The organism is Candidatus Dechloromonas phosphoritropha (genome assembly GCA_016722705.1).
Classification (GTDB): Bacteria; Pseudomonadota; Gammaproteobacteria; order Burkholderiales; family Rhodocyclaceae; genus Azonexus; species Azonexus phosphoritrophus.
This window is the reverse complement of sequence record JADKGN010000004.1, coordinates 1,308,858-1,333,380: the sequence shown is the minus strand read 5'-3', so window position 1 is coordinate 1,333,380 and position 24,523 is coordinate 1,308,858. Positions and strand designations below refer to the sequence as shown.

22 protein-coding genes, 2 tRNA genes, 3 pseudogenes and 1 riboswitch are annotated in these 24,523 nt (G+C 60.7%); of the genes and pseudogenes, 12 read left to right on the top strand and 15 right to left on the bottom strand.

The window, feature by feature from the left end:
• Window positions 1-81 precede the first annotated feature (81 nt).
• From IPP03_12205 to IPP03_12185, 5 genes are all read left to right on the top strand, one after another.
• On the top strand, window positions 82-480 hold the full coding sequence (locus tag IPP03_12205; GenBank protein MBL0353370.1) for a VOC family protein: 399 nt from the start codon (window positions 82-84) through the stop codon (window positions 478-480).
• Window positions 481-557: 77 nt separating this feature from the next.
• Entirely contained in the window at window positions 558-851 is a 294-nt protein-coding gene (locus IPP03_12200; protein MBL0353369.1) for a GYD domain-containing protein, read from the top strand.
• 335 nt (window positions 852-1,186) lie between these two features.
• On the top strand, window positions 1,187-2,449 hold the full coding sequence (locus tag IPP03_12195) for an IS4 family transposase (GenBank protein ID MBL0353368.1): 1,263 nt from the start codon (window positions 1,187-1,189) through the stop codon (window positions 2,447-2,449).
• Window positions 2,450-2,545: 96 nt separating this feature from the next.
• The gene (locus tag IPP03_12190; GenBank protein MBL0353367.1) at window positions 2,546-2,830 is read left to right on the top strand and encodes a DUF3303 family protein; all 285 of its coding nucleotides are present in this window, start codon (window positions 2,546-2,548) and stop codon (window positions 2,828-2,830) included.
• 376 nt (window positions 2,831-3,206) lie between these two features.
• The gene (locus tag IPP03_12185; protein MBL0353366.1) at window positions 3,207-3,941 is read left to right on the top strand and encodes a c-type cytochrome; all 735 of its coding nucleotides are present in this window, start codon (window positions 3,207-3,209) and stop codon (window positions 3,939-3,941) included.
• A gap of 203 nt (window positions 3,942-4,144) precedes the next feature.
• On the opposite strand, the gene IPP03_12180 is transcribed toward IPP03_12185, so the two are convergent.
• Complete coding sequence (locus IPP03_12180; GenBank protein MBL0353365.1) at window positions 4,145-5,242, bottom strand: acyltransferase; 1,098 nt, start codon at window positions 5,240-5,242, stop codon at window positions 4,145-4,147.
• A 68-nt stretch (window positions 5,243-5,310) separates the two neighbouring features.
• Window positions 5,311-6,555: a U32 family peptidase gene (locus IPP03_12175; protein ID MBL0353364.1), complete on the bottom strand. Its 1,245-nt coding sequence runs from the start codon at window positions 6,553-6,555 to the stop codon at window positions 5,311-5,313.
• A gap of 35 nt (window positions 6,556-6,590) precedes the next feature.
• On the opposite strand from IPP03_12175, the gene rng reads away from it, so the two are divergent.
• The 3 genes from rng to IPP03_12160 all read left to right on the top strand — a co-directional run bounded on the left by rng (window position 6,591) and on the right by IPP03_12160 (window position 9,449).
• Complete coding sequence (rng, locus tag IPP03_12170; protein ID MBL0353363.1) at window positions 6,591-8,042, top strand: ribonuclease G; 1,452 nt, start codon at window positions 6,591-6,593, stop codon at window positions 8,040-8,042.
• Window positions 8,043-8,063: 21 nt separating this feature from the next.
• A complete protein-coding gene (locus IPP03_12165; protein MBL0353362.1) occupies window positions 8,064-8,942 on the top strand; it encodes a dienelactone hydrolase family protein in 879 nt (292 codons plus the stop codon).
• Window positions 8,943-9,005: 63 nt separating this feature from the next.
• Complete coding sequence (locus IPP03_12160; protein MBL0353361.1) at window positions 9,006-9,449, top strand: osmoprotectant transporter activator; 444 nt, start codon at window positions 9,006-9,008, stop codon at window positions 9,447-9,449.
• A 65-nt stretch (window positions 9,450-9,514) separates the two neighbouring features.
• Here the strand turns inward: IPP03_12160 and IPP03_12155 are convergent.
• Both IPP03_12155 and IPP03_12150 read right to left on the bottom strand, forming a co-directional pair.
• Window positions 9,515-9,590, bottom strand: a tRNA-Lys gene (locus IPP03_12155).
• A gap of 17 nt (window positions 9,591-9,607) precedes the next feature.
• Window positions 9,608-9,683 (bottom strand) — tRNA-Lys (locus IPP03_12150).
• 204 nt (window positions 9,684-9,887) lie between these two features.
• Between IPP03_12150 and IPP03_12145 the strand changes: the two genes are divergently transcribed.
• Window positions 9,888-10,712, top strand: a complete 825-nt coding sequence (locus IPP03_12145) for a mechanosensitive ion channel family protein (GenBank protein ID MBL0353360.1) — start codon at window positions 9,888-9,890, stop codon at window positions 10,710-10,712.
• Window positions 10,713-10,848: 136 nt separating this feature from the next.
• Here IPP03_12145 and IPP03_12140 read toward each other — a convergent pair whose 3' ends face one another.
• The 11 genes and pseudogenes from IPP03_12140 to IPP03_12090 form a co-directional block, all read right to left on the bottom strand.
• The gene (locus tag IPP03_12140) at window positions 10,849-11,385 is read right to left on the bottom strand and encodes a hypothetical protein (protein ID MBL0353359.1); all 537 of its coding nucleotides are present in this window, start codon (window positions 11,383-11,385) and stop codon (window positions 10,849-10,851) included.
• A gap of 198 nt (window positions 11,386-11,583) precedes the next feature.
• Window positions 11,584-13,160: pseudogene (locus IPP03_12135) on the bottom strand (HsdR family type I site-specific deoxyribonuclease).
• A gap of 57 nt (window positions 13,161-13,217) precedes the next feature.
• Complete coding sequence (locus IPP03_12130) at window positions 13,218-13,436, bottom strand: ribbon-helix-helix protein, CopG family (protein MBL0353358.1); 219 nt, start codon at window positions 13,434-13,436, stop codon at window positions 13,218-13,220.
• Window positions 13,433-13,852, bottom strand: a complete 420-nt coding sequence (locus IPP03_12125) for a PIN domain-containing protein (GenBank protein MBL0353357.1) — start codon at window positions 13,850-13,852, stop codon at window positions 13,433-13,435. Before IPP03_12125 ends, IPP03_12130 begins: the two co-directional genes overlap by 4 nt.
• A gap of 136 nt (window positions 13,853-13,988) precedes the next feature.
• Window positions 13,989-14,288 (bottom strand): annotated as a pseudogene (locus IPP03_12120) (type I restriction endonuclease subunit M).
• Window positions 14,289-14,320: 32 nt separating this feature from the next.
• Window positions 14,321-15,412, bottom strand: a complete 1,092-nt coding sequence (locus IPP03_12115; GenBank protein MBL0353356.1) for an ISAs1 family transposase — start codon at window positions 15,410-15,412, stop codon at window positions 14,321-14,323.
• 187 nt (window positions 15,413-15,599) lie between these two features.
• Window positions 15,600-17,054, bottom strand: a pseudogene (locus tag IPP03_12110) (type I restriction-modification system subunit M).
• Window positions 17,055-17,126: 72 nt separating this feature from the next.
• Window positions 17,127-17,951 carry a methylenetetrahydrofolate reductase [NAD(P)H] gene (metF, locus tag IPP03_12105; protein MBL0353355.1) on the bottom strand — a complete coding sequence of 275 codons (825 nt, stop codon included), beginning with the start codon at window positions 17,949-17,951 and terminating at the stop codon, window positions 17,127-17,129.
• On the bottom strand, window positions 17,948-18,691 hold the full coding sequence (locus IPP03_12100; GenBank protein ID MBL0353354.1) for a TlyA family RNA methyltransferase: 744 nt from the start codon (window positions 18,689-18,691) through the stop codon (window positions 17,948-17,950). Before IPP03_12100 ends, metF begins: the two co-directional genes overlap by 4 nt.
• On the bottom strand, window positions 18,692-19,042 hold the full coding sequence (locus tag IPP03_12095) for a phage holin family protein (protein MBL0353353.1): 351 nt from the start codon (window positions 19,040-19,042) through the stop codon (window positions 18,692-18,694).
• A gap of 12 nt (window positions 19,043-19,054) precedes the next feature.
• A complete protein-coding gene (locus IPP03_12090) occupies window positions 19,055-20,455 on the bottom strand; it encodes an adenosylhomocysteinase (GenBank protein ID MBL0353352.1) in 1,401 nt (466 codons plus the stop codon).
• 68 nt (window positions 20,456-20,523) lie between these two features.
• A riboswitch (S-adenosyl-L-homocysteine riboswitch) is annotated at window positions 20,524-20,587 on the bottom strand.
• A gap of 381 nt (window positions 20,588-20,968) precedes the next feature.
• On the opposite strand from IPP03_12090, the gene phaC reads away from it, so the two are divergent.
• From phaC to IPP03_12075, 3 genes are all read left to right on the top strand, one after another.
• Window positions 20,969-22,675, top strand: a complete 1,707-nt coding sequence (gene phaC / locus IPP03_12085; GenBank protein MBL0353351.1) for a class I poly(R)-hydroxyalkanoic acid synthase — start codon at window positions 20,969-20,971, stop codon at window positions 22,673-22,675.
• A gap of 184 nt (window positions 22,676-22,859) precedes the next feature.
• Window positions 22,860-23,213, top strand: a complete 354-nt coding sequence (locus tag IPP03_12080; GenBank protein ID MBL0353350.1) for a helix-turn-helix transcriptional regulator — start codon at window positions 22,860-22,862, stop codon at window positions 23,211-23,213.
• Window positions 23,210-24,514 (top strand): type II toxin-antitoxin system HipA family toxin, encoded by a 1,305-nt coding sequence (locus IPP03_12075; GenBank protein MBL0353349.1) that lies wholly within the window; start codon window positions 23,210-23,212, stop codon window positions 24,512-24,514. Before IPP03_12080 ends, IPP03_12075 begins: the two co-directional genes overlap by 4 nt.
• Window positions 24,515-24,523 lie beyond the last annotated feature (9 nt).

Below are 24,523 nucleotides of genomic sequence, written 5' to 3'. Positions count from 1 at the left end.
ATGTCTGTCGAAAAGCAAAGAAAGCAATTCGCGCAGCAGCATCTCCTGTTTCTAGTAGTTGAAGCAGAAAGGAGGACTTGCATGGGCTCTCTGGGTATTCAAAAACTCAAGGTCATAGCGTTGGCTGTTGCGGATCTGCCGCGCGCAATGCGCTTCTACGGCGAAACACTAGGCCTGCCTCCGGCATTCGAGGGCGCGCGTCAGGTTGGCTTCAGTCTGGGCAGTGCCATCGTGATGCTGAAGTCCAGGGATGACGGCTGGTATGCGCTTCCCACGGATCAACTCAACCCGCGCATCACCCTGGCAACCGATCATGCGCCCGATATGGAGCGCGAGCTCAAGGTGCGCGGCGTGACCATTGCCAATCCCGTGCAGCCGTACCCCGCGGAAGGTTTCCACGTAGGGAGCTTTCTTGACAGCGAGGGCAACAGGATCTGGTTCTGCTCGCCGATCGAAGGCGCGGTAACGGATCAACCATGACGGTTCAGCCGGCGTTTTCGGGACCGTCGCCGGCCTGTTAGCTGTCTGAGGTTCCGTTTGTCATGAGGAGATCGATCATGGGTACTTACATTGCACTGATGAACTTCACGGATCAGGGTATCCGTAACGTCAAGGACTCCACGAAACGCGCCGAAGCCGTGATGGAGGCGGCAAAAAAGTTCGGCGTCAGCATGCCCCAGATCTACTGGACACTTGGGCAATTTGATCTGGTTGCCGTCATCGAAGCGCAAAATGACGAGTCGGCAACCGCGTTCGCGCTGACGATCGGCGCCGCGGGCAATGTCCGCGGGCAGACCCTGCGAGCCTTTTCCAAGGACGAAATGAACGGGATTTTCGGCAAGATGGCATAGAGACCATGCCGGTCCGACCCACCGGTCGGCCGGTAGTCAATGAATCGGGAAGCAGGACTCTGGCGCTCACGTCAAGCATCGAAACAGAACCGGAGAAAATTCGATGATTCACGAGCTGCTCCTGAACGCGCTGATGGCTGAAGCGGGATATTGCTGCAGATCAGCCAGATTCAACCGAGACGAGGAGACAAGATGAAATTCGCCCTCACTTGGTGGGAGGGCCCCGGTGGCAATCCTCTTGACTTAGCGCGTTTGCATATTTTACAGCCGCCGCGATAAGCCGGCCATATCGTGGTAGAATTGGGTCTCGTAACGGATTGATATTTATAGGTTAAATATGCCGTCCTAAATATGTCAATGTGCTTTTCAGGCTTGCGGACTTCATTCAGAGCACAGCCTTTCGCGAAGCGGCTCGCCGTGATTCCCGGAATTTCACGCGCAGCCGTGGATTGCCCTTCACCGATCTGATCGCTTTCCTGCTCAGCGGTGTGCGTGGGGCCGTGCAGGGCGAACTCGATGCGTTCTTCACGCTGCTGGCGCGGCGAACCCGCTTGTCTCGGGTGGTGACCGCCAGTGCGTTCTCGAAGGCGCGTAGCCGCCTCTATGCGAATGTCTTCGATCCGCTCAACACAGAGTTGCTGCGGCTGGTCGATGAAGCCCTTCCCGGTCAGCCGCTCTGGCAGGGATTGCGGGTTCTGGCCGCCGATGCCTCCAAGGTTCGCTTGACCTTGCTCAACGCGGAGGGCAAGCGGTGTGTGCGCGAGGCGACGCTGTTCGGCTTGTTTCGTCCGGGCATCGAGTTGTTCGATTCGCTGATCCTGCACAGCCCCCTGGTTGGTGAGCGGCAGATGCTGTTCGAGCGCCTGGACCGGATTGACCGCCACGACATGCTGCTGCTCGACCGCGGTTACCCGGGCGCGTGGCTGGTGGCCGCCTTGCTGCATCGGGAGATTCCCTTTTGCATGCGCTGCGATTCGTCGTCGACCTTTGCCGCCATCACGCAGTTCATGCGCTCCGGCCAGGACGACACCGTGGTGACCCTGCCACCGCCGAATTGCCGGGATGCCGTCGATTATGAGTGTCCCCGCCAGGCCTCGACCGTGCGCCTGATCCGCCAAGTGACACCCGCCGGTAAGGTGCGCGTGCTCATGACGTCCTTGCTCGACAGTGCGCAGTATCCGGCGCCTGCATTCGCAGATCTCTATCATCGGCGCTGGCGCATCGAAGAGGCCTTCAAGCGCCTCAAGCATCGCCTGTCGCTTGAGCATACGTCTGGCTTGACCTGGCTCGCGGCCTGTCAGGACGTCGGCGCCAAGATGCTCTGCGACAACCTCAATGCGCTGGCGGTCTATCTGGCCACGGAGCACCTCATCGCCCCAGATTCGCCGTGGCGTATCAATCGCACCTTGGCTTTCTCGCATCTGCGCCGTCTGCTGCCCCAAGTGCTCACCGGCCGCCTTCGCTTGACCTCGCGCATCGTCGCCGCACTGTTCTCCGAGATTGTCCTGAACCTTCAAAAATTCATCCCCAACCGAAACCGACCGCGACCTATTCGACCCAAGCCACACAAGTCTCATGCCTACAAAACCGCTCCATGACAAGATGCTAAGTCACGAGGATTGGCCCCGGTGGATCCCAAGTGGACTACGAGGCAGCGCAGAAAAGGGTCTTCGATTGTCTTTTAGAACTGGCAGATGCCCTCGAGCCTGAACTTCCACCAGTTTCTTGTGCGCATCGGGAAGTTCGGTGGCTCCGCGGTGATCGAAACCGACAAGCCATCCGATGTGCACAAATTGACCACTGCGTTCGCGGTCTTCAATTTCCGTCTCGAGCCTGTTCTCGTTGTGGCGGATGCTGTGGCGGCAGAATCAGAATCAGAATCAGAATCAGAATCAGAATCAGAATCAGAATCAGAATCAGAATCAGAATCAGAATCAGAATCAGAAGCGATCGCGTGGTGGGATTCAACGGCAGCGTGAACGAGTTTCCAGCGCTGAGTGCCTGCCGGGCGTCGACGACATTCCAGACACAACAAACCCGCCGAATTGGTCCTCTGCCGGTGTTGCCGAATTGCCGTATGCGGCAAGTTCTTTCTGCTGCCGACGTAGCGTTGCGGGAGAGCAGGTTTCCCGACTACATTGATGATGCGCGTTCCCCAAGTTTCAGTTGACAAACTCAGCCGTTTAGACCCAAATCGGTTTGCCAGATCAATACCGTATTGATACGTATCGTTTGCGGTGTCATCAAATCTGCGCCGTTGTCTCCCTTGATGACTGAAGAATGCAGATTAAATTGCCTGGCGTTTCGCGTTTGATCCAAAAGCAAACAGGAGGAGTCAAGAAAACAATCTCAAAAATGAAATTGGCGATGGTGGCGGTCGGCGTCAGCGTGGTTGTGTGCGGCGGCGCACAGGCCGAAGGAAAAGCCGCAGCAGGCATCGCGATCAGGAATTACCCGCCAAACACCCCGCCTACGGAAAGGGATGACGCCCTCAAGCTCGAGGGCCACAGCAAGGCTGGTCATAAATACTACACAGCCTACTGCGAAGCCTGCCACCTGTCGAGCGGCGCCGGCAATCGTGACGGCAGCATCCCGCAACTGGCGGGCCAACACCAGACCGTGTTGGTCAAACAGCTCGCCGACATTCGCTCCGGGGTGCGTTACAACCCGACCATGTATCCGTTTGCCAGGAAGCTTCCCAATGCCCAGGCGCTGGCCGACGTCGCGGCCTATATCGAGACCCTGTGCTTACCTCATGATTCAGGCAAGTATGAAGGGCCAGATGCGGCCAGACAGATTGCCGACGGTAAGCCACTCTTCGACAACCAGTGCGCCAAGTGCCACCAGCCCAACGGCGGGGGCAGCAAGGAAGCGCTCTACCCCGTCTTGGCGGGCCAGCACTACAAGTATCTGCTACGTCAGATGACTGACGTCCGCGATGGAAGGCGCGTCGATGTCCCCACCGAAATGTTCGATGCCATCACGAAATACGATAATGCCCAACTGGTCGCCGTCGCCGCATATCAGGCAAGCCTGAAGACTCCGGGGTTGTTGCTGTGCAGAAACCCGACGGACAAGGCCAAGATGTAGACTTGCGTCTGCCGCTTTCGTGGTGACGTGCGTGGAGTGTGCCCTGCCGCTTCGGCTTGACCAATGATGGACGAGGCGAGGCTGGATCGGCATCGGGCATGACGCTTCGCGCCAACCTGGATGTTTCGCAATCATGGGGTCGGTGCAGGCTCTATAGCCGCGAGTGCAGAACTGACACCCGCGAACCGACACGACATGTCAGTTCACGTCACGACTCCTGAAAGTCTGGCCTTGCCTGACGCAAGACCAAGCGCGGCGGCGATTCGCCCGCTGGTCGCAGGTTTCTCGACACAGCGGTAGAAAAGCATGGCGACCGCGATGCTCGCTGCCCATGCCAGCATCACGAAGGCCAGTGCGGCTCCCGGTGCGCTCAGGCCGAGGTGGACAAAGAGCGCGTTGGCAAGCAGGCAGACCGGGAAGTGGACGAGGAACAGTGAGTACGAAATGCGTCCGAGGAAGGCGAGGACCGGCCACTCCGGCCGGCGCTCCAAGAGGCCGCTGTGCTGGGCGAAACCGAGGCCCAGCGCGACCGCCAGCGCCAGTGCGATGCGCAGGCGGAAGTCGACGACCAGCGCGAGGATGCCGACGGCGGCGATGACGCTCAGCCAGGTCGCCAGGCGCCCGTGCTGGGTCGCCCACCAGGCGGCGGCGCCGAGGCCGTAGGCGCCGAAAAAATAAAGCGCCCAGTTGTCCCACGCCGCGTCACGATTGAACCAGAGCAGCGACGTGACGGCCAGCGCGCAGACCAGGGCGGCTGCCAGATGACGCATCCCGCCGAGCAGGCGGCCGGCCTTGCCCGCCCAGAGCAGCAGGGCCATCAGTGCGAAGAGCTGGAAATCGATGGCGACGTACCAGGCGCCGGCTGAAAGCGATTCGAAGCCGAGCACGCCGTGCAGCAGGAAGAGGTGGGCGAACCATTGCGCCCGCGTGGCGCGCGCCGGAATGGAATCGTCGTCCATCCAGCGATCGGCAACCGCAGAGCAGACGATGGCCAGCATGATGGCCACCATGAAGGGGACGATCAGCCTGGCATAGCGCTTCCAGATCAGCCCGAACGGCTCGCCGGAGAGGCCGTCGCCCTGCGCCGAGAGGCCGCGTGCGGCAAGAAATCCGCCGATAACCAGAAACACCTGCACCGCCATCCGCGCATAGTCGTAGAACCAGCCGACCAGGCCCGGCGCGGCCGGCTGCAGTGCGGCAGACAGCGGCCCGTAGGCGGACAAGTGATGCAGCACGATGAGTTGCGACGCGATGGCTTTCAGCGCGTCGATCAGTGGCATGCGGGTGGGTGCTTTGCTCATGATCCTGATGTTACCTGCGAATGGTGCATTGCAAAAAATTTGTCGTCTTGTTTTTACGAGGATGTTTCCTAAACGAAGCGGGCCACGAAAGCGTTGACACGATCTTCCGGTAAATCGACCCAGACCCGGTGTCCGCTGCCCGGCGCGACCGTGATTGCTTCACCGGCTGCGTTTTCCATGTGCTCGACCAGCCAGGCGTGATTGCCGGCCGGATGCACGCTTTCGAGGCGGTCGCCGATGGTGAACCTGTTCTTGACCTCGATTTCCATCAGTCTGCGCGCCGGGTCGAAACGCACGGCGTCGCCGACGTAGAGGCTGCGCTCGGATTCCGAATGGCCTTTCAGGTAGTTCTGGTAGTCGGCGTCATGGTGACGCTGGTAGAAGCCGTCGGTGTAGCCGCGATTGGCCAGACCGTCCAGTTCGCGCAGCAGTTCGGGGGCGAGTGGGCGACCGGCCACGGCATCGTCGATCGCCTGACGGTAGGACTGGCAGGTACGCGCCACGTAGTAGGGGCTCTTGGTGCGCCCTTCGATCTTCAACGAATCGATGCCAATTTCGACCAGGCGCTGCACGTGCTCGATGGCGCGCAGATCTTTCGAGTTCATGATGTAGGTGCCATGCTCGTCTTCCTCGATCGGCATCAACTCGCCCGGGCGCTCCTTTTCCTCGAGCAGGATTTCTTGCTCGCCGGGCGTGTGCACCTTGTAATCCCAGCGACAGGAATTGGTGCAGCTGCCCTGGTTCGGATCGCGATGGTTGAAATAGCCGGACAGCAGGCAGCGGCCGGAATAGGCGATGCACAGCGCACCATGCACGAATACTTCGAGCTCGATGTCCGGACATTGCTGGCGGATTTCGGCGACTTCGTCGAGCGACAGTTCGCGCGAGAGAATGATGCGGTCGACGCCGATTTTTTGCCAAAAACGCACGGCCGCCCAATTTACCGTATTGGCCTGCACCGAAAGATGGATCACCTGATCGGGCCAGGCCTCGCGCACCATGTCGATGAGGCCGGGATCGGACATGATCAGTGCATCGGGCTTGAGGGCGACCACCGGCGCCATGTCGGCGAGATAGGTGGTGAGCTTGGCGTTGTGCGGGAAGATGTTGCTGACCACGAAGAACTGCTTGCCCTGGGTGTGGGCCTCGGCGATGCCCGTGCCGAGTTTGTCGAGGTCGCCGAACTCGTTGTTGCGCACGCGTAGGCTGTAGCGCGGCTGCCCGGCATAGATCGCATCGGCACCAAAGGCGAAAGCTGTACGCATCATCGCCAGCGAGCCAGCGGGAGCGAGGAGTTCTGGGGCTGGGGCCATAGTAGAATGAGGCAAAACCGAGCATTCTATTCCCCATGAACGAAGAAATACTGATCAATTTCACCCCGCAGGAGACCCGCGTTGCCGTCATGCAACAGGGCGTCGTCCAGGAACTGCACATTGAGCGTAGCGCCAGTCGCGGGCTGGTCGGCAATGTCTATCTGGGGCGCGTCTGCCGCATTCTGCCCGGCATGCAGTCGGCTTTCATCGATGTCGGGCTGGAACGCACCGCCTTCCTGCATGTCGCCGACATCTGGCAGGCGCGCGAAGCGGCGACCGAGCGGCCGATCGAGCGGGTGCTGGCCGAGGGGCAGAGCATCGTCGTTCAGGTCGCCAAGGACCCGATCGGCACCAAGGGGGCGCGGCTATCGACACAGATTTCGATCGCCGGCCGCATGCTGGTTCATCTGCCGCAGGAAAAGCATATCGGCATTTCGCAGCGTATCGAGGCCGAAGCGGAACGCGAGGCGCTGCGCGAGCGGATCACGCATCTCGTACCCGCCGACGAGCCCGGCGGCTTCATCGTCCGCACGATGGCCGGAAATGCCAGCGACGCCGAATTCGCCACCGACATAGCCTATCTGCGCAAGATCTCGGCAGACATCCGCGACAAGGCGCGCGTTTCCGCGCCGCCGACCGTGCTCTATCAGGATCTTTCGCTCGGCCAGCGGGTGCTGCGCGACTTCGTCAATCCCGATACCAGCCGCATCCTGGTCGACTCCCGCGAAAACTTTCAGCGCCTCACCAGCTTTGCCGAGGAATACACGCCGGCGGTCAAGCCGCTGCTCGAGCATTACCTCGGCCAGCGCCCGCTGTTCGACCTGCACGGCGTCGAAGACGAAATCCAGAAAGCGCTGGCGCGCCGCGTCGATCTGAAATCCGGCGGCTACCTGATCCTCGACCAGACCGAGGCGATGACGACCATCGACGTCAATACCGGCGGTTTTGTCGGTGTGCGCAATTTCGACGACACCATTTTCAAGACCAATCTCGAAGCCGCGCTGACCATTGCCCGCCAGCTCCGGCTGCGGAACCTCGGCGGCATCATCATTGTCGATTTCATCGACATGGAAAGCGAGGAACACCGGAAGGCCGTGCTCGAGGAGTTCAACAAGGCGCTGGCCCGCGACCACACGCGGCTGACGGTCAATGGCTTCACCGCGCTCGGTCTGGTCGAGATGACGCGCAAGCGCACCCGGGAGTCGCTGGCGCACGTGCTGTGCCACCCATGCCCGACCTGCGGCGGGCGGGGAGAGGTCAAGACCGCACGCACCGTCGCATACGAGATCCTTCGCGAACTGCTGCGCGAGGCGCGCCAGTTCAATGCCCGCGAATACCGCGTTCTGGCCGGGCCTGCCGTGGTCGACCTCTTTCTCGACGAGGAATCGCAGGCGTTGGCCATGTTGTCGGATTTCATTGAAAAGCCCGTTTCGTTGCAGTCGGAGCCAAGCTATTCGCCTGAGCAATACGACATCGTTCTTATGTAGTTACAATAAAGGAGGACATTCATGACCCCCAATCCCGCATTCGATAGTCTCGTTCCCGCGCGGTCGTTTACCCGTCGCGGCTTCCTCGTAACCAGCCTGGGCGCCGGGTTCGCACTTACCGTACAGCCGGTAATGGGGCAGACGGCGATCAGGACCAACGACACAGGTCTGCTTGCCGGAGAAATCAAGGTGCCGGTCAAGGATGGCGAGATGGTCGCCTATCGCGCGTTGCCCAAGGGCGTGGCCAGGCCGCCGGTCGTCCTCGTGGTTTCCGAAATCTTCGGGGCCCATGAGTACATCCAGGATGTTTGCCGTCGCCTGGCCAAGCTTGGCTATTGCGCCATCGCGCCCGAACTCTTTGCGCGTCAGGGCGACCCGCGGAAAATCAGCAACATTCAGGAAATCCTCACCACCATCACCAGCAGGACGCCAGATGCCCAAGTAATGAGCGATCTCGATGCGACCGTCGCCTGGGCCGCGTCCAAAGGTGCCGACACGGACCGGCTGGCGATCACCGGCTTCTGTTGGGGTGGCCGCATCACATGGCTCTATTGCGCCCACAATCCGCAGGTCAAGGCCGGCGTCGCCTGGTACGGACAGTTGGTCGGCGAGGTCAACGAAGTCACGCCACGCCACCCGATCAACATCGCCGCCGACCTCAAGGCGCCAGTGCTTGGCCTGTATGGCGGCCTTGATACGGGCAACCCGCTGGAGACCGTCGAGAAGATGGAAATGGCGCTGAAGGAAGGCAGCAAGGCTGCCCGACTCTCGCGGATTCACGTCTATGCCAACGCGCCGCATGCCTTCCACGCCGATTATCGCCCGAGTTTCCGCAAGGAGGAGGCCGAGGATGGCTGGAAGAGAATGCAGGCCTGGTTCAAGAAGATCGACAAGACCTGAGCGGGCTTCAGCGCAGCGTCGCTTCGTGCTACGCTTCGTTGCTCGCAAGGAACCCACTCCCAGATGACCGAAGCCGCCCAGAAACCCAATTCGTCCGTCGACGCGCGCGCCCTGCTCAAGGATCTGCAGGGCCGCTTCGATGTGTTCCGTAATTTCAGCCCGCTGGCGATCGGCATCGACAAGCAACTCATCGCGCAAGAACCGGAGTTGAACCGTCGGGCGTTGCGCTTGGCACTGCGCAGTCACACCATGTCGACGCGCTACCTCAAGGAAATGCAGACGGCAAGCGCGCGCCTCAACCTTGACGGATCGGCAGCCGGCGAAGTCACCGAGGAGGCGCGCACCCATTCGGGAGATCTGCTGCGCGAACGCTTTAAAAAGCAGGCCGAGCAGCGCAAGGCGGAACAGGAGACAGCCAGAGCCGCGCAGGAGGCCGCCCAAGCCGAACAGCGCCGCCTCGAAAAACTCAACCAGCTAACCGAGAAGTTTGGCCGCAAGGCGAACTGAGCCAGCCCTTCTGTCTGCCCTGAAAACTGAAAAGGCTTGCGCCTGAGCGCAAGCCTTCAAGTTCCTGGTGGGGCGCCAGAGATTCGAACTCTGGACCTACGGATTAAGAGTCCGCTGCTCTACCAACTGAGCTAGCGCCCCGGGGTTTCCCTGAATACTGGTGGGTCGGCCGAGATTCGAACTCGGGACCAGCGGATTAAAAGTCCGATGCTCTACCAGCTGAGCTACCGACCCGGCCATGGGAGCGCGGATTATATGGATGCACGGGATTGCTGTCAACGCAGGTGGCGGCAAACCAGGCGCTGGGGGCGCGTAAGATTCGCGGCAATGACGCCCGGCTACTTGCGTCATTTCCTGAAATGTCTTCTAGAATACGGGGAGTACGACGAAGCCTTATCTGGGCTCGGCGTTTTTCCCCCTTCTGACGGAGAAAACTAAATGAACAAGGAAGATATTTCACACTGGCAGGACCTCATTCTGACCACCGCTACCGAGGTGGGCATCAAGGTGCTGGCGGCCGTCGCATTCTGGGTGATCGGCCGCTGGCTGATCGGTTTCGTTGTCAACATGGTTCGCGCGTCGCTGGAGCGCCAGAAACTCGATCCGACCGTTCTCCGCTACGTCGGCTCGATCGTCACGGTGACTTTGAACGTCTTGCTGGTGATTGGCATTCTTGGCTACTTCGGCATCCAGACGACGACCTTCGCCGCCCTGATCGCGGCGGGCGGCGTTGCCGTCGGCTTAGCGTGGTCGGGCTTGCTGGCCCACTTCGCGGCGGGCGCATTCCTGGTCGTGTTACGGCCGATGAAGGTCGGCGATTTCGTCACAGTGGGCGGCATTACGGGAACGGTGACCGAACTGGGATTGTTTGCCACGACCATCAACACGCCGGACAACGTCCTGACGATCATCGGCAACAACAAGGTGTTCAGCGACACGATCCAGAATTACTCGCACAATGCCTTCCGCCGCGTCGATCTCAAATGCCAGCTTTCGGGCGCCGCCGATCATCAGGCAGCAATGGTCCTGCTGCGCGAAAAAATCGCGACGATTCCGAATGTGCTAGCGGAACCCAAGGTGGATGTCGAAATCCTCGATTTCACGCTGGTCGGCCCGGTGTTGGCGGTGCGCCCCTACTGCCACACCGACCATTACTGGCAGGTCTATTTCGATACCAACCGGATGATCCGCGAAGCGCTGGGCGAAGCCGGCTTCCCGGCGCCGATGCCGGCGCAGAACGTGATCGTGACTCAGGCTGCCTGAGTCCTGATCGGTCGCACAAGAAAAAGCCCGCAAAAAGCGGGCTTTTTTGCTGTTGACCGTAGCAATCGCAACTCAGCCGAGCCGCCGGCAGATTTCCGGGATCAGTGCCGACTGGTTCATGCGGGTCTTCTACAGATCAATGGAGCGTGGCTTTTCCTTCGTCGTTCGGGCGCTCTTTCAGGAAATGCGAAAAGCGGCCCCCGACTTCGGTGAAATACTGGAACTTTGGCGAATCGATGGTTCGTTTCTTTTTCGAAATGCCCTTCGGCTTGATTTCACACTGCGCCATCCACACGCCGTAGCGGGTTTCCAGGGCAAACGACACGACATCGACACGATATGGGCTGGCGCCGATCGAGCCGTATTTGTCCAGGACGGCTTCCATCTGGGCCATCTTGTCCTTGCGCAAGGACCAGGCGTCCATGATCACAAAGACGAAATCAGCCTCCAGCGTGTCGGCCGCGATGCGGATCGCCAGCGCCGAGCGGTCCTTTTCTTCTTCACCCGCGCTGTTCAGCAAGATCGGGATCATCTTGCCCGTGGCAAAACTTCCAACGAATGCGATCGGTGCGAGTTGCTCACCCCTCTCCAGAAAGCCACGCGCGGTATCAATCAATGGATTGATGATTTTCAGGTAGCTTTCCGGGGGGTTGGTGTACTGGCCGTCCATCATTTTTTCTTCATGGCGAGGGCGACCCCGTATTCGCGATCCAGGCTACTGCCGCTGTCGTCACCGGGTTCGCCCTCAATACCCCCACTCCTGATGCGCCAGCGGCAGGCTGTTCAGCATCTCCCGGTACTGCCGCCATTGCGGCATGTGGGCATCCATCAGCGTCGTGAAGCGGTCGTTGTGATGGCGCTCCAGCAGGTGGATGGCGTTGCCGCGCTGGTTGGACAGGCGCGGCTTCACCCCAAAGTCGAAAGCAATATCCGCCACCACCCGATCCATGCGCGACTTCGAGCTAAGCACGTGCTGCATGGTGCCCCACTGCTCGCGCAGGGCGGCTTTCTGCCAGTCGTTCAGGCCCTTGGTTTTGGCCTCAAACCAGGCGTCGACCCTGGCACTTGAGCCGAGATGCTGGTCAATGTCCCGTGCTTCATAAACGAGATCGAGGATGACTTTATCCTCAACCGTTTCGCTGAACTTGTAGGTGTGGATGTAGCCGCCGAACACTTCAAGGCTGGTCTGCCTGTCCTGCTTGAGGAGCGGCGTGCCGGTAAAGCCGACAAAGACCGCAGTGGGCATCAGCGCCTTCATCGTGCGGTGCAGCTTGCCGCTCTGCGTGCGGTGGCATCATCGACAAATACAAAAAGCTCGCCAACCGTCGGGCAGGGTTGCGATTCGAGTTCCTTGATGAACTCCTCAAAATCATCGACGTCACGCCGACCAAACTTGTGCACCAGCGAGCAGAGCAGGCGCGGCGTCGCCTGTCCGAGCCGGGTCATCAAGTCGCGCCCACTGTTGGCGCGAGTCATCGGATAACCGGCGGCGAGGAAAACGCCTTCGATCTGCTTGTCGAGTTCGTCGCGGTCGGTGACGATCACGACGCGGGCGTTGGGATTGTTCTCCAGAATCCACTTGGCCAGCAGCACCATGACGATGCTCTTGCCGCTGCCCTGCGTGTGCCAGATGATGCCGCCCTCGCGGCGATGGACATGCGCCTGCGCTGCCTTGATGCCGAAATACTGGTGCACACGCGGCAGTTTCTTGATGCCGCCATCGAAGAGCACGAAATCGTGCATCAATTCGATCAGCCGCGCCTTGTTGCACATCTTCAGCAGGTACTTGTCGAGCTTGAAGCGGCTGTTGTCCGCCTCGTCTTCTTTCCAGTTCAGGAAATACTTTTCTTCGGTCTTGATGGTGCCGTATTGCAGCCCCTCGGAATCGTTACCGGCGAAGACGAACTGCACGGTGCTGAACAACCAGGCATTGAATTCCGGCTGCTGGTTGGAAATGTTCTGGCGGATGCCGTTGCCGATGGAAACACGGCTGTTCTTCAATTCCACCACGGCGACGGCGATCCCGTTGATGTAGAGCACCAGGTCGGGCCGACGCACATGATTGCCATGGAGAGTGACTTCCTCGGCAATCGCGAAATCGTTTTGCGTCGGGTCGTTCCAGTCGATCAGCCAGACCGTTTCGGTATTTTCGCCCGCTGCCGCCTGCACCTGCACGCCGTAGCGCAGCAGGCTGTACACCGCCTTGTTGTTGTCGTAGAGGCTGCGATCCGGGTTGCCAGCTTCGCTGCGCAGCCGATCTAGAGAGCGGCCGATCTGCGCCGCGCTGTAACCGCGCTTTGCCAGCCAAGCCGAGAGCAGATCGATTTCGATGTTGCTGTTGTTCGGGCGGTCGGTCCAGTCGCCGAGTGTGCGATAGCCTAGCTCGTCGCGGAACAGGGCAATGACGCGGTTTTGCGTAGCGCGTTCTGACTGGCCGATGAGGGCCATTTCATGAACACCGGATTGCGCTGCCAATCGCGATCGTTGACTCCTTGGCGCCCGCTGTCATTGGTCGGCGGCATCCAATCGATCCAGAACGCTCAGGGCCTGACGTACATCGCCGGTTGCGGCCATGGCGCGGAAGTGATTTTCGGTGTCCCAAGCGGACAGCGCATGGGCGCTGAGTTGTTCAACCAGCTTGTTCATGCTCAAGCCACGGCTCTGCGCCAATGCTTTCAGGCGCTCTGCGGTGTCATCGGGTAAACGGATGGTCAAGGTACTCATTTCCATTCCTCCAAACATTGCGCGGGAGTGAGTACCCGCAGATTGCCAAGGCGCAATTCGCCGCCTCTGATGTCACGTAGATTGTGCGTAACGATGGCCGCAGCCCCACCTGCCAACGCAAGTTCTATCAGGTGGTTGTCGGCCTCATCCGGCAAATTGGGCCGCCAGCCGTAATACACCGTGACCCAACGCCCTTGTTTTGCCAGCGCCGCCAATACCTGAAGGCGCTCGGCAGGCGTGGTGGCATCCCCCCAAACCGGGCGACCGAGCAAGTCCTGGTATTCCAGCCACAGCGCATTGCCGAAAAGGGGCTGAAATCTTCCTTCCAGCGCGCGGCGCAATACCGCCCGCGACGCACCGCCGGCCGAGCGCAAGCCCGCGATGAACACATTGGTATCGATAACGATAGAAATCATAGTGACAGCATATATGCTGCCATGAATTTTGCAATACCTGACCTTGCACAAGCCGGATACCTGGATATTTGTTGATGAAAACAGGCGGCGACCCACGAGGAATTAGCGCGAGCAACCATGAAAATCATCGCAGGCGGATCAGGTAGCAGTCATCCTGCATCGTCGTCGCCCAGTAATCCATCAGGTGCTGATAGACGGCGTATTTGTCGATCAGCAGTTTGCCGGTGTAATGGGCGAGCAGGTCTTCGGCCAGTTCATGGATGACGGTCTTGGGCTGGCAGCCAGCTTGCAAGGCTTTGAGCGTTTGGGCGCTGCGCTGCTGCCAGCCGGCAAACAGGGCGCTCATGCTGTCGATGAAGCTGACGAATTCCGGGTGCTCGTAGATGGTGGGCTTGATGGCCTGCTTGCCGACGGCGAGATCGAGATAGCCAGCCCTCACCCCCAGCCCAGGGCCTCCGCACTCGAACATCATAATGCCGGAAATCCCAACATGTTCATGCGTACCTCATCATCCCAGGCTGCCCGCTTGCGCTTCAAGCGCAAGCTGCATTTCTTTTTGTCGGTCTTATCCAGGCGAATGAGATTGAGGACGATCTTCTTGAGCAGGGAGAGGTTTTGTGGCGCATGGTCTTTACGCACCGTACTGCCGTCCTCGCCCATCGTGACATCAAGCATCCAATGAAGTTGGTTCTCGATTCCCCAATGGCTACGGGCCGCTTGGGCCAGTTGCTCAGGCGTCAAAGCCCGCGAGGCAATGTAATACCGTTGCTCCAGCGTCGCCGCCTTGCCGGTGACCTGACGTACCGAGTCAATGCGGCCAATGACGGCGCACTCCGGCCAGTCAGCCAACACCACGACGCCTTCCGCTGGCAGGATCGACGCGATTTGCGCCACCACGCGGCCATGCGATTTCTCGACGTGTTCGTTTCGCCCCGCTGTCTCTCGACGATCAATGAAAGCGCCCTGGATCGCGTTGAACAGCTTGGGTTGATTGCCTTTGACGGCGAGCAGGTAATCCGCTTTTTTGTCAATGATCTTTCGGGCAATGGCGCGCTGGCAGCCCATGGCATCGATACTGACCAGAAAGCCGTCGATCGCAAGCGCTTCAAGCAATTCGGGAATGGCGGTGATTTCGTTGCTCTTGCCGCAGACCTTCTCCTGACCCAGGGCAATGCCCAGTTGGGTGGCGAAGGCGCTAACCAGGTGAATGGCGTCTTCGCCACCATTGCCCGATCCACGCACCGTTTTGCCGTCGACCGCAATCGTTCCTGCCAACGTCGGTACGGCCTGAGTCACCCAGCGCCGGAAGCTGGCTTCGAATTGCCCAGGATCAAGCAGGCGAAAGAGTCGCAGAAAGGTGTCTTCGGACGGCACGCCATTTTTCAGCACCAGAAACCGACGCAACCACTGCTCACGCGATTGCGCCCAGGCAGCAGCGTCTTCCACACTGTCGCAATCCGAGAGAACACCGGCGATCGCCATCACGAGCATCTCCCGAAAGTCATGCCGCGTCCCATTGCTGGCCTTTCGGGGATCATCGATTTCGTTCAAGCATTCCATCAAAACCAGACCTTTCGTCGCGCTCATTGGGGACACCCAAAAGACGAGAGCAGACGTGATTTTCGATGGGTTTGCAAGATGATGGCGTAACGTGCTGAATGTTAACGACTTTTTCAGGGAGATAATGACAAATGGAATTATTCATTCCGAGTGCGGAGGCCCTGACCCCCAGCCCCTCTCCCTGAGGGCGAGGGGAGAAAAGCGTTTGCCGTAGCTGCGGGCAGACATGCCAGTACGCCTGCAAGGCATCGACGTCGGTACTGGGGATGCCGCCTTTCAGGTGGCCTTCGATGTCCTGAATGTCTTCGGCCTGCTGGCTGTCGATGTAGCGCGGGATATTGAGGTTGAAGTCGTTCTTCTCGATTTCTTCGATGCCGACCATGCGCGAATACTTGGGGTCGCTGTCGTCGCGGCGGTTGAAGGTATCGACGATCTTGTGAATGTCGCAGTCGCGCAGGCGGTTCTTGGGGCCATCCTTCATGTATCCGGCGCTGGCGTCGATCATAAAGATGCCCTTGCGGGTGTGGGCGTTTTCCTTGTCGATGACGACGATGCAGGCGGGAATGCCGGTGCCGTAGAACAGGTTGGCCGGTAGCCCGATGATGCCCTTGATGTAGCCCTTGCGAATCAGGTTGCGGCGAATGTCGGCTTCAGCGTTGCCGCGAAACAGAACGCCGTGCGGCAGGATGCAGGCAGCTTTGCCGGCGCTGCGCAGCGAGCGAACGATATGCAGCAGGTAGGCGAAATCGCCCTGTTTGGCTGGCGGCGTGCCGAAATGCTTGAATCGCCCGTGCGGATCATTGAGTGGATCAAGGCCGGTGCTCCAACGCTTATCGCTGAACGGCGGATTGGCAACGACGAAGTCGAAAGTCTTGAGCTGGCCATCGTCACTGGTGAAACGTGGATTGTCCAGTGTGTTGCCCTGCTTGATCTCCGCCGTCGGGTTGTTGTGCAGGATCATGTTCATCCGCGCCAGACCGGAAGTGGCGGCATCTTTTTCCTGGCCGTAGAGCGTGACCTTGGCGTGGGCTTCGTCGCCCACTTTCAAGAGCAGTGAACCTGAACCACAAGTCGGGTCATACACGGTGGTGTTGTTGGTGGTGACAGCCTCGTGGATGCCAATGATTCGCGCCATGATGCGGCTGACTTCGGCAGGCGTGTAGAACTGGCCTTTGCTCTTGCCGCTCTCGGCGGCAAAGTGGCGCATCAGGTATTCGTAGGCGTCGCCGAGAATGTCGTCGCCGTCCGCGCGGTTCTTGCTGAAGTCGAGCGCCTTGTTTTCGAAGATCGAAATCAGGTTGGTGAGACGGTCGACAATCTCTTGGCCGCTGCCCAGCTTGCCCGGATCGTTGAAATCCGGCATGTCGGACAGCTTGTTGGCGTTGGCCAGCGGGCCGATGATCTTCTTGTTGATCTGGTCGCCGATGTCCGGCTTGCCCTTGAGGGCGACCATGTCCTTGAAGCTGGCACCGTCAGGGATGGTGATCGGCGCATACGGCACGCCGGCGTATTTGTCGGAAACGTATTTGACGAACAGCAGGACAAGAACGTAGTCCTTGTACTGGCTGGCATCCATGCCACCACGCAGTTCGTCGCAGGAGGCCCAGAGGGAGGAATAGAGTTCGGATTTCTTGATCGCCATGGGCTGGTTTCTTGTCGATTTGGTGCCAGGCACCGGAAGGCGATTACTTTAGCGCATGGCGCGCCAGTGCTTTCAGCCGAGTCGTTTGCAAATCTCCATCGTCAGCGCCGACTGGTTCATGCTGTAAAAGTGCAGGCCGGGGGCGCCGCCCTTGAGCAGGCGTTCGCACAGTTCGCTGACGACATCGAGGCCAAAGGCGCGGATCGAGTCGGCATCGTCGCCGAAACTCTCGAATTTCTTGCGCATCCAGCGCGGGATGTTGGCGCCGCAGGCGTCCGAGAAGCGGGCCAGCTTGCTGAAGCCGGCGATCGGCATGATGCCGGGCACGATGGGGATCTCGACTCCGAGCGCCCGGGCTTTGTCGACGAAATGGAAATAGGCGTCGGCGTTGTAGAAATACTGGGTGATCGCCGAGTTGGCGCCAGCCCTGACCTTGCGCGCGAAAGCCGCGAGATCGTCCCTTGGGCTGCGCGCCTGCGGGTGCCATTCCGGGTAGGCGGCGACTTCGATGGTGAACCAGTCGTCGGTTTCGCCGCGGATGAATTCGACCAGTTCGTTGGCGTGGCGGAATTCGCCGGCCTCAGCCATGCCCGAGGGCAGGTCGCCGCGCAGGGCGACGGTGCGCCGGATGCCGGCCGCCTTGTAATCCGCCAGGATTTCGCGAATGTTGTCGCGGGTCGAACCGATGCACGACAGATGGGGGGCGGCGGTAAAGCCCCCGGCGGCGATTTCCTTGACCACGGCGATGGTGCGCTCGCGTGTCGAGCCACCGGCGCCGTAAGTGACCGAGAAAAATGCGGGTTTCAACTCGGCCAGCCGTGCCCAGGTGGCGCGCAGCTTTTCCATGCCTTCCGGCGTCTGCGGGGGAAAGAATTCGATGGAGATTTCAGTTTTCATTTGTTCAACCAGATGAAGAATTCGCGGTTGCCGTCGCCGCCGGTAATCGGACTGGCGAACCAGGCACGGACTGCGAGGCCGAGGCTGGCAGCGCATTGGCGCAACTTGTTTTCGACTTCGCCATAGAGGCTCGGGTCGCGCACGATGCCGCCCTTGCCGATGTTGCCGGAACCGACTTCGAACTGCGGCTTGACCAGCAGCAGCAGGTCGCCGCCGGCGGCCAGCAGTGGCGGGAGTTGCGGCAGGACGAGCGTCAGCGAGATGAAGGACAGATCGCCGACGATCAGGTCGAATCCCTTGTTCGGCAAGGCGCTGCCGAGATCGGCGGCGACCAGCGACCGGCAGTTGATGCCCTCGATCGCGGTGACGCGGGAATCGGCCAGCAGCCGGGAGTGAAGCTGTCCGTGTCCGACATCGAGACCGACGACGTGCCGGGCACCGGCCTGCAGCAGGCAGTCGGTGAAGCCGCCGGTGGACTGCCCGACATCGAGGCAGGTTCGGCCCGCGACATCGATACCGGAGGCGGCCAGCGCGCCGGCCAGTTTCAGTCCGCCGCGCGAGACGAAACGGTCTTCCGGGTCGGCTGTCACGGTCAACAGCGTTTCAGGGGCTAAATCCAGTGCTGCCTTGGCGACGATGCCGCCCGGCCAGTTGACCCGACCAGCGGCAATCATGCGCTGGGCAGCGGTGCGCGAGGCCGCAAGTCCGGATGCGACGAGCAACTGGTCGGCCCTTGGCATTTAGCTGGACTTTTGCGAGAAAACCAGCGCGTGCAGCGCCCACGAGATCACGCTGTAGCCGATCGACCCGAACAGCGCCGACCAGAAGCCGCCGACCTCGAAACCGCTGACCAGATGGCCGGCCATCTGAAAGAGGAGGGCGTTGATGACGAAGATGAATAGCCCGAGCGTCAGCAGCGTCACCGGCAGTGTTAGCAGAACGAGCAGCGGACGCAACAAGGTGTTGATCAGGCCGAGGACGAGCGCCACCAGCAGCGCCGTCCCGAAACTCGCGACGTGAATCGACGAGAAGACGTAGGGCAAGGCCAGCAATGCCAGGGCATTGATGACCCAGATCACGATGAGTTGCAGCATTTATGCCTCTCAGTAGCGGTAGTGCTCGGCCTTGTATGGGCCGTCGGTGGAAACGCCGATGTAGCCAGCCTGCGCGTCGGTCAGCTTGCTCAGTTGCGCGTTCAGTTTTTTCAGTTGCAGGCGGGCGACCTTCTCGTCGAGATGCTTGGGCAGCGTATAGACGCCGACCGGATAGTCGGCGGTGCGCGTGAACAGCTCGATCTGGGCGATGGTCTGGTTGGCGAACGAAGACGACATGACATAGGACGGATGCCCGGTGCCACAGCCGAGGTTCACCAGACGGCCCTTGGCCAGCATGATGATGCGCTTGCCATCGGGGAAGATGATGTGATCGACCTGCGGCTTGATTTCTTCCCACTGGTATTTCTCGACCGAAGCGACGTCGATTTCGTTGTCGAAGTGGCCGATGTTGCAGACGATGGCCTGATCCTTCATCGCCGCCATGTGATCATGGGTGATGACGTGATAGTTGCCGGTGGCGGTGACGAAGATGTCGGCCTTGTCGGCAGCGTATTCCATGGTGACGACGCGGTAGCCTTCCATGGCGGCTTGCAGCGCACAGATTGGGTCGATCTCGGTGACCCAGACCTGGGCCGACAGCGCGCGCATGGCCTGCGCCGAACCCTTGCCGACATCGCCGTAACCGGCGATCAGGGCGACCTTGCCGGCGATCATGACGTCAGTGGCGCGTTTGACGCTGTCGACCAGCGATTCGCGGCAACCATAGAGGTTGTCGAACTTGGACTTGGTGACCGAGTCGTTGACGTTGATCGCCGGGAACTTGAGTTCGCCGCGCTCGTGCATCTGGTACAGGCGATGGACGCCGGTCGTCGTTTCCTCGGTGACGCCCTTGATCTGGGCGAGGCGCACGGAGTACCAGGTCGGATCAACGGCCAGTTTGGCCTTGATCGCGGCGAAGAGGATGGTTTCTTCCTCGGAACCCGGCTTGGCCAGCACGGAAATGTCCTTTTCGGTGCGGGCGCCGAGGTGCAGGAGCAGTGTCGCATCGCCGCCGTCGTCGAGGATCATGTTGGAGTAGCCGCCGTCGGCCCATTCGAAGATGCGGTGGGTGTAATCCCAGTAATCGGCGAGCGACTCGCCCTTGACGGCGAAGACCGGGATGTTTTGCGCAGCGATCGCGGCGGCGGCGTGGTCCTGGGTCGAGAAGATGTTGCACGACGCCCAGCGGACTTCGGCGCCGAGCGCCGTTAGCGTTTCGATCAGCACGGCGGTCTGGATGGTCATGTGCAGCGACCCGGTGATGCGCGCGCCCTTGAGCGGTTGCGTTTTCGCGAATTCCTCGCGAATGGCCATCAGGCCGGGCATTTCGGTTTCGGCAATGCGGATTTCCTTGCGACCCCAGTCGGCAAGGTTGATGTCAGCGATAACGCAGTCTTTGAATTCAGCCACAGTAAGCTCCTGAATAACTGTGGCCGGGAGGGATGCTCACCCGGCATCCCGTGCCCGGCACGGGGTTTAATGGGTGAGCGCCGTTCAAAACCGAGCCTGAGAGAGACATCCCCTGCAGCGCTCCTCGGTAGGTGGCGGATTATAAACCGATTTGTCCGTGCCCAAACAGGCTGTTGCGGTCGACTGCGGAAAATGCCGAAATATGGTGGTCGACCGCGACAGGCTTGCTGGTCGGCGTCCGTATCCAACAACCATCATGGGCGAGCACCGTCCACTACCAGTGATCGATCTCGAGCGGGTCGTCGTTGAAATCAGGCAGGTCGAAGCCAGCGCCAGCCGCTCAAGTTGCCGATAATCGTGCCGGAATTTTGTCGCTCACTATGCGCGGTGCGCGAATTGCCGCAGAATAAGCCCGGTCGGGATCATGATGTACCCGCTTTTCGCGATAACCACAATGAGGAGGCAATTCCCATGTCCGTTCCGCCAGATCCAACCAAGGATGTCTTTCAGCAGATGATGCAGGCCGGCCAGTCGATGACCCAGGCCTATATGGACTTTCTTACCAAGCAGCAGTCGGGGTCGCCCGCAGCGGGCAGCCCCCCTGCGCTGCCGGCGATGCCGATGCCCGATCTTGAACCGTTTGCCAAGATGCAGCAGGAGTTCGCCGCGCAGCACGCCCAGTTGTGGCAGTCGATGCTGCAGCGCAAGCAGGGCGAGGCCGCCGAGCCACTGGTGAAGCCGGAGCCGGGCGATCGCCGCTTCAACGCGCCGGAGTGGGCCGAAAACCCGTTTTTCGATTATCTGCGCCAGGCTTACCTGCTCAACTCCGCTTTCCTGACCAAGGCTGCCGAGACGGCGCCGATCGAAGAGGGGCCCAACAAGACGCGGATGCAGTTCGTGACCCGCTTGCTGGTGGAGGCCATGGCGCCATCCAACTTTGCCGCGACCAACCCGGAATTCATGAAGATTGCGGCCGAGACCAAGGGTGAGAGCATTACCAACGGCCTCAAGAACATGCTGGAGGACCTGCAGAAGGGCCGCATTTCGATGACCGACGAGGCAGCGTTCGAGATCGGCAAGAACATCGCGACCACGCCCGGCACCGTCGTCTATGAGAATGAACTGATCCAGTTGATCCAGTACACCCCGACCACCGCCAAGGTGGCGGAACGGCCGCTGCTGATCTTCCCGCCGTTCATCAACAAGTATTACCTGATGGACCTGCAACCGGACAATTCGTTTGTCGGTTATATCGTCGAGCAGGGCTTCACCGTGTTCCTCGTTTCGTGGCGCAGCGCCACCGAGGAGCAAGCGAAGATCACCTGGGAGGATTACCTGGAGATGGGCCCGCTGACGGCGCTGCGCATCGTGCCCGAGATCACCGGCGTGGCCAAGCCCAACGTGCTCGGCTTCTGCATCGGCGGTCCGCTGATCTGCTCGGCGCTGGCCTTGCTCAGGGCGCGCGGCGAGGATCCGGTGGAGAGCCTGACCCTGATGACGTCCCTGCTCGACTATTCCGAACCGGGCGAAATCGGCTCACTGGTGACCGAGGCCGGTGTCGCGGCGTACGAGGCCAAGATCGGCAAGGGCGGCGTCATGCACGGCCGTGACCTGGCTGCGGTGTTCTCGGCGTTGCGTTCCAACGACCTGATCTGGCAATACGTCGTCGGCAACTATCTGAAGGGCGACAAGCCGAAGCCGTTCGATCTGCTCTACTGGAACTCGGACAGCACCAACCTGCCGGGGCCGTGCTTCACCTGGTATCTGCGCAACATGTACCTGGCCAACAACCTGCGCGTACCGGGCAAACTGGAGATGCTGGGTCAGAAGATCGATCTCGGCAAGATCAACGTTCCGTCTTACATCATGGCAGCGCGCGAGGATCATCTGGTGCTGTGGCATGCCGCGTACCTGTCGCGCAAGATACTGGGTGGCTCGAGCACCTTCGCGTTGGCCGCCAGTGGCCACATTGCCGGTTCGATCAACCCGGCGTCGAAGAACCGTCGCAGCTACTGGGTGAACGACAGCGAGGAAGCGCTGACTGCCGAAGAGTGGGTAGCCGGAGCCACCGAGCAGAAGGGTAGCTGGTGGCCGAACTGGGCCGAATGGCTTGGTCAGCGTAGCGGCAAGAAGATTGCCGCACCGAAGAAGCCGGGCAACGCGACCTACCAGGAGATCGAGCCGGCGCCGGGGCGCTACGTCAAGGCAAAAGCCACCTGATCGGCAGTAACTGATGGTGTGATGCGAGGGCGATCCGCAGGCGGGTCGCCCTTTTCGCGTGGCCGGGTGCCCGGGCTGGCGAGCAGTCGGTTCCCATTTGATCTGTTCATTCAGATCTAATCGATTCGTCATATATGGCGAATATGATTCACCTGATCGTTTAATTCGCCGAAAGTGACGCATTATGAAGATTACCGACACGTTGAGCAATGAGTCCATTCTTCGTGAGCTGGGTGAACGACTGACGCAAGCACGGCTGGAGCGCAACCTGACTCAGGCGGCGCTGGCCGAGGAGGCGGGTCTTGGCAAACGGACGGTCGAGCGGCTGGAATCTGGCCAGGTGGCAACGCAGCTATCGGGGTTTGTCCGGGTCTGCCGGGCGCTCGGCCTGCTGGAGCGGCTCGATGCGCTCGTCCCTGAAGGAGTGGCGGGTCCGATCGCCCAACTGAAGCTGCAGGGTCGCAAGCGACAGCGGGCCACGGGCCGCAAGCTGGCGTCCGCGGAGACGAAGAAATGGACCTGGGGTGACGGGACATGATCGCCAGGGTCCGGCTCTGGGGGCGAACCATTGGGGCGGTCGCGCTGGAGGAGGGGCGCGACCATGCCGCCTTTCAGTACGCCCTGGGATTCGCCGCCAGCGGTATCGAGCTTTCGCCGCTGGTCATGCCCCTGAGCGACCGTGTCTATGAGTTCCCCGCGCTGTCGCGCAACACCTTTCACGGCCTGCCGGGGTTGCTGGCGGATTCGCTGCCGGACAAGTTCGGCAATTCCCTGATCGATGCCTGGCTGGCAACGCAGGGGCGCACGCCGGAAAGCTTCGGCGCCATCGAGCGCCTGTGCTATACCGGAACGCGCGGCATGGGAGCGCTGGAGTTTGCGCCGGTGCTGGGGCCGCGCCCGCGCACGGCGACCAAGGTCAGGATCGATGCCCTGGTGCGCCTGGCGTCCGATGTCCTGACGCATCGCGATGAGATGCAGGCGACCTTTGCCGGACCCGTGCGCGAGAAAGCGCTGAACGACATTCTCAGGGTCGGCACCTCCGCCGGCGGCGCGCGGGCCAAGGCGGTGATCGCCTGGAACCGCGAGACGAACGAGGTGCGTTCCGGGCAGATCGCAGCAGGCGAGGGGTTCGAGTACTGGCTGCTGAAATTCGACGGCGTCACCGGCAACCGGGACAAGGAACTCGAGGATCCGAAAGGCTATGGCGCCATCGAGTACGCCTACCACCTGATGGCGAAGGCGGCCGGCGTCACGATGACCGAGTGCCGGTTGCTCGAGGAAGGCGGACGCCGCCATTTCATGACCCGCCGTTTCGACCGGCTGGCCGGCGGTGAAAAGCTGCACATGCAGTCGCTTTGCGCGCTGGCACATTTCGATTTCAACCACGCGGGGGCGTACGCCTACGAACAGGCGCTGCTGACGATCCGCAGGCTCGGCCTGCCGATGGCGGCGGTCGAGGAGCAGTTCCGGCGCATGGTCTTCAACATCGTCGCCCGCAATCAGGACGACCATGTGAAGAACATTGCCTTCCTGATGGACAGGCAGGGCCGCTGGTCGTTGGCGCCGGCGTTCGATGTGACCTACGGCTACAACCCGTCGGGCGCGTGGACTTCGACCCACCAGATGACGCTGAACGGAAAGCGCGACGGCTTCACGCTGGAGGATTTCCGAGCGTGTGCGGGGTCCGCGCTGATGAAACGTGGCCGTGCCGAGAGCATCATCCAGGAAGTCACGGCGGCCGTGTTGCGCTGGCCGGAGTTCGCTGCGGCAGCGGGGCTTGGGGACAACTGGCGGGCCAGGATACACAAGAGCCACCGGTTGAACCTTGCATCCGGATGACCCGGGTGA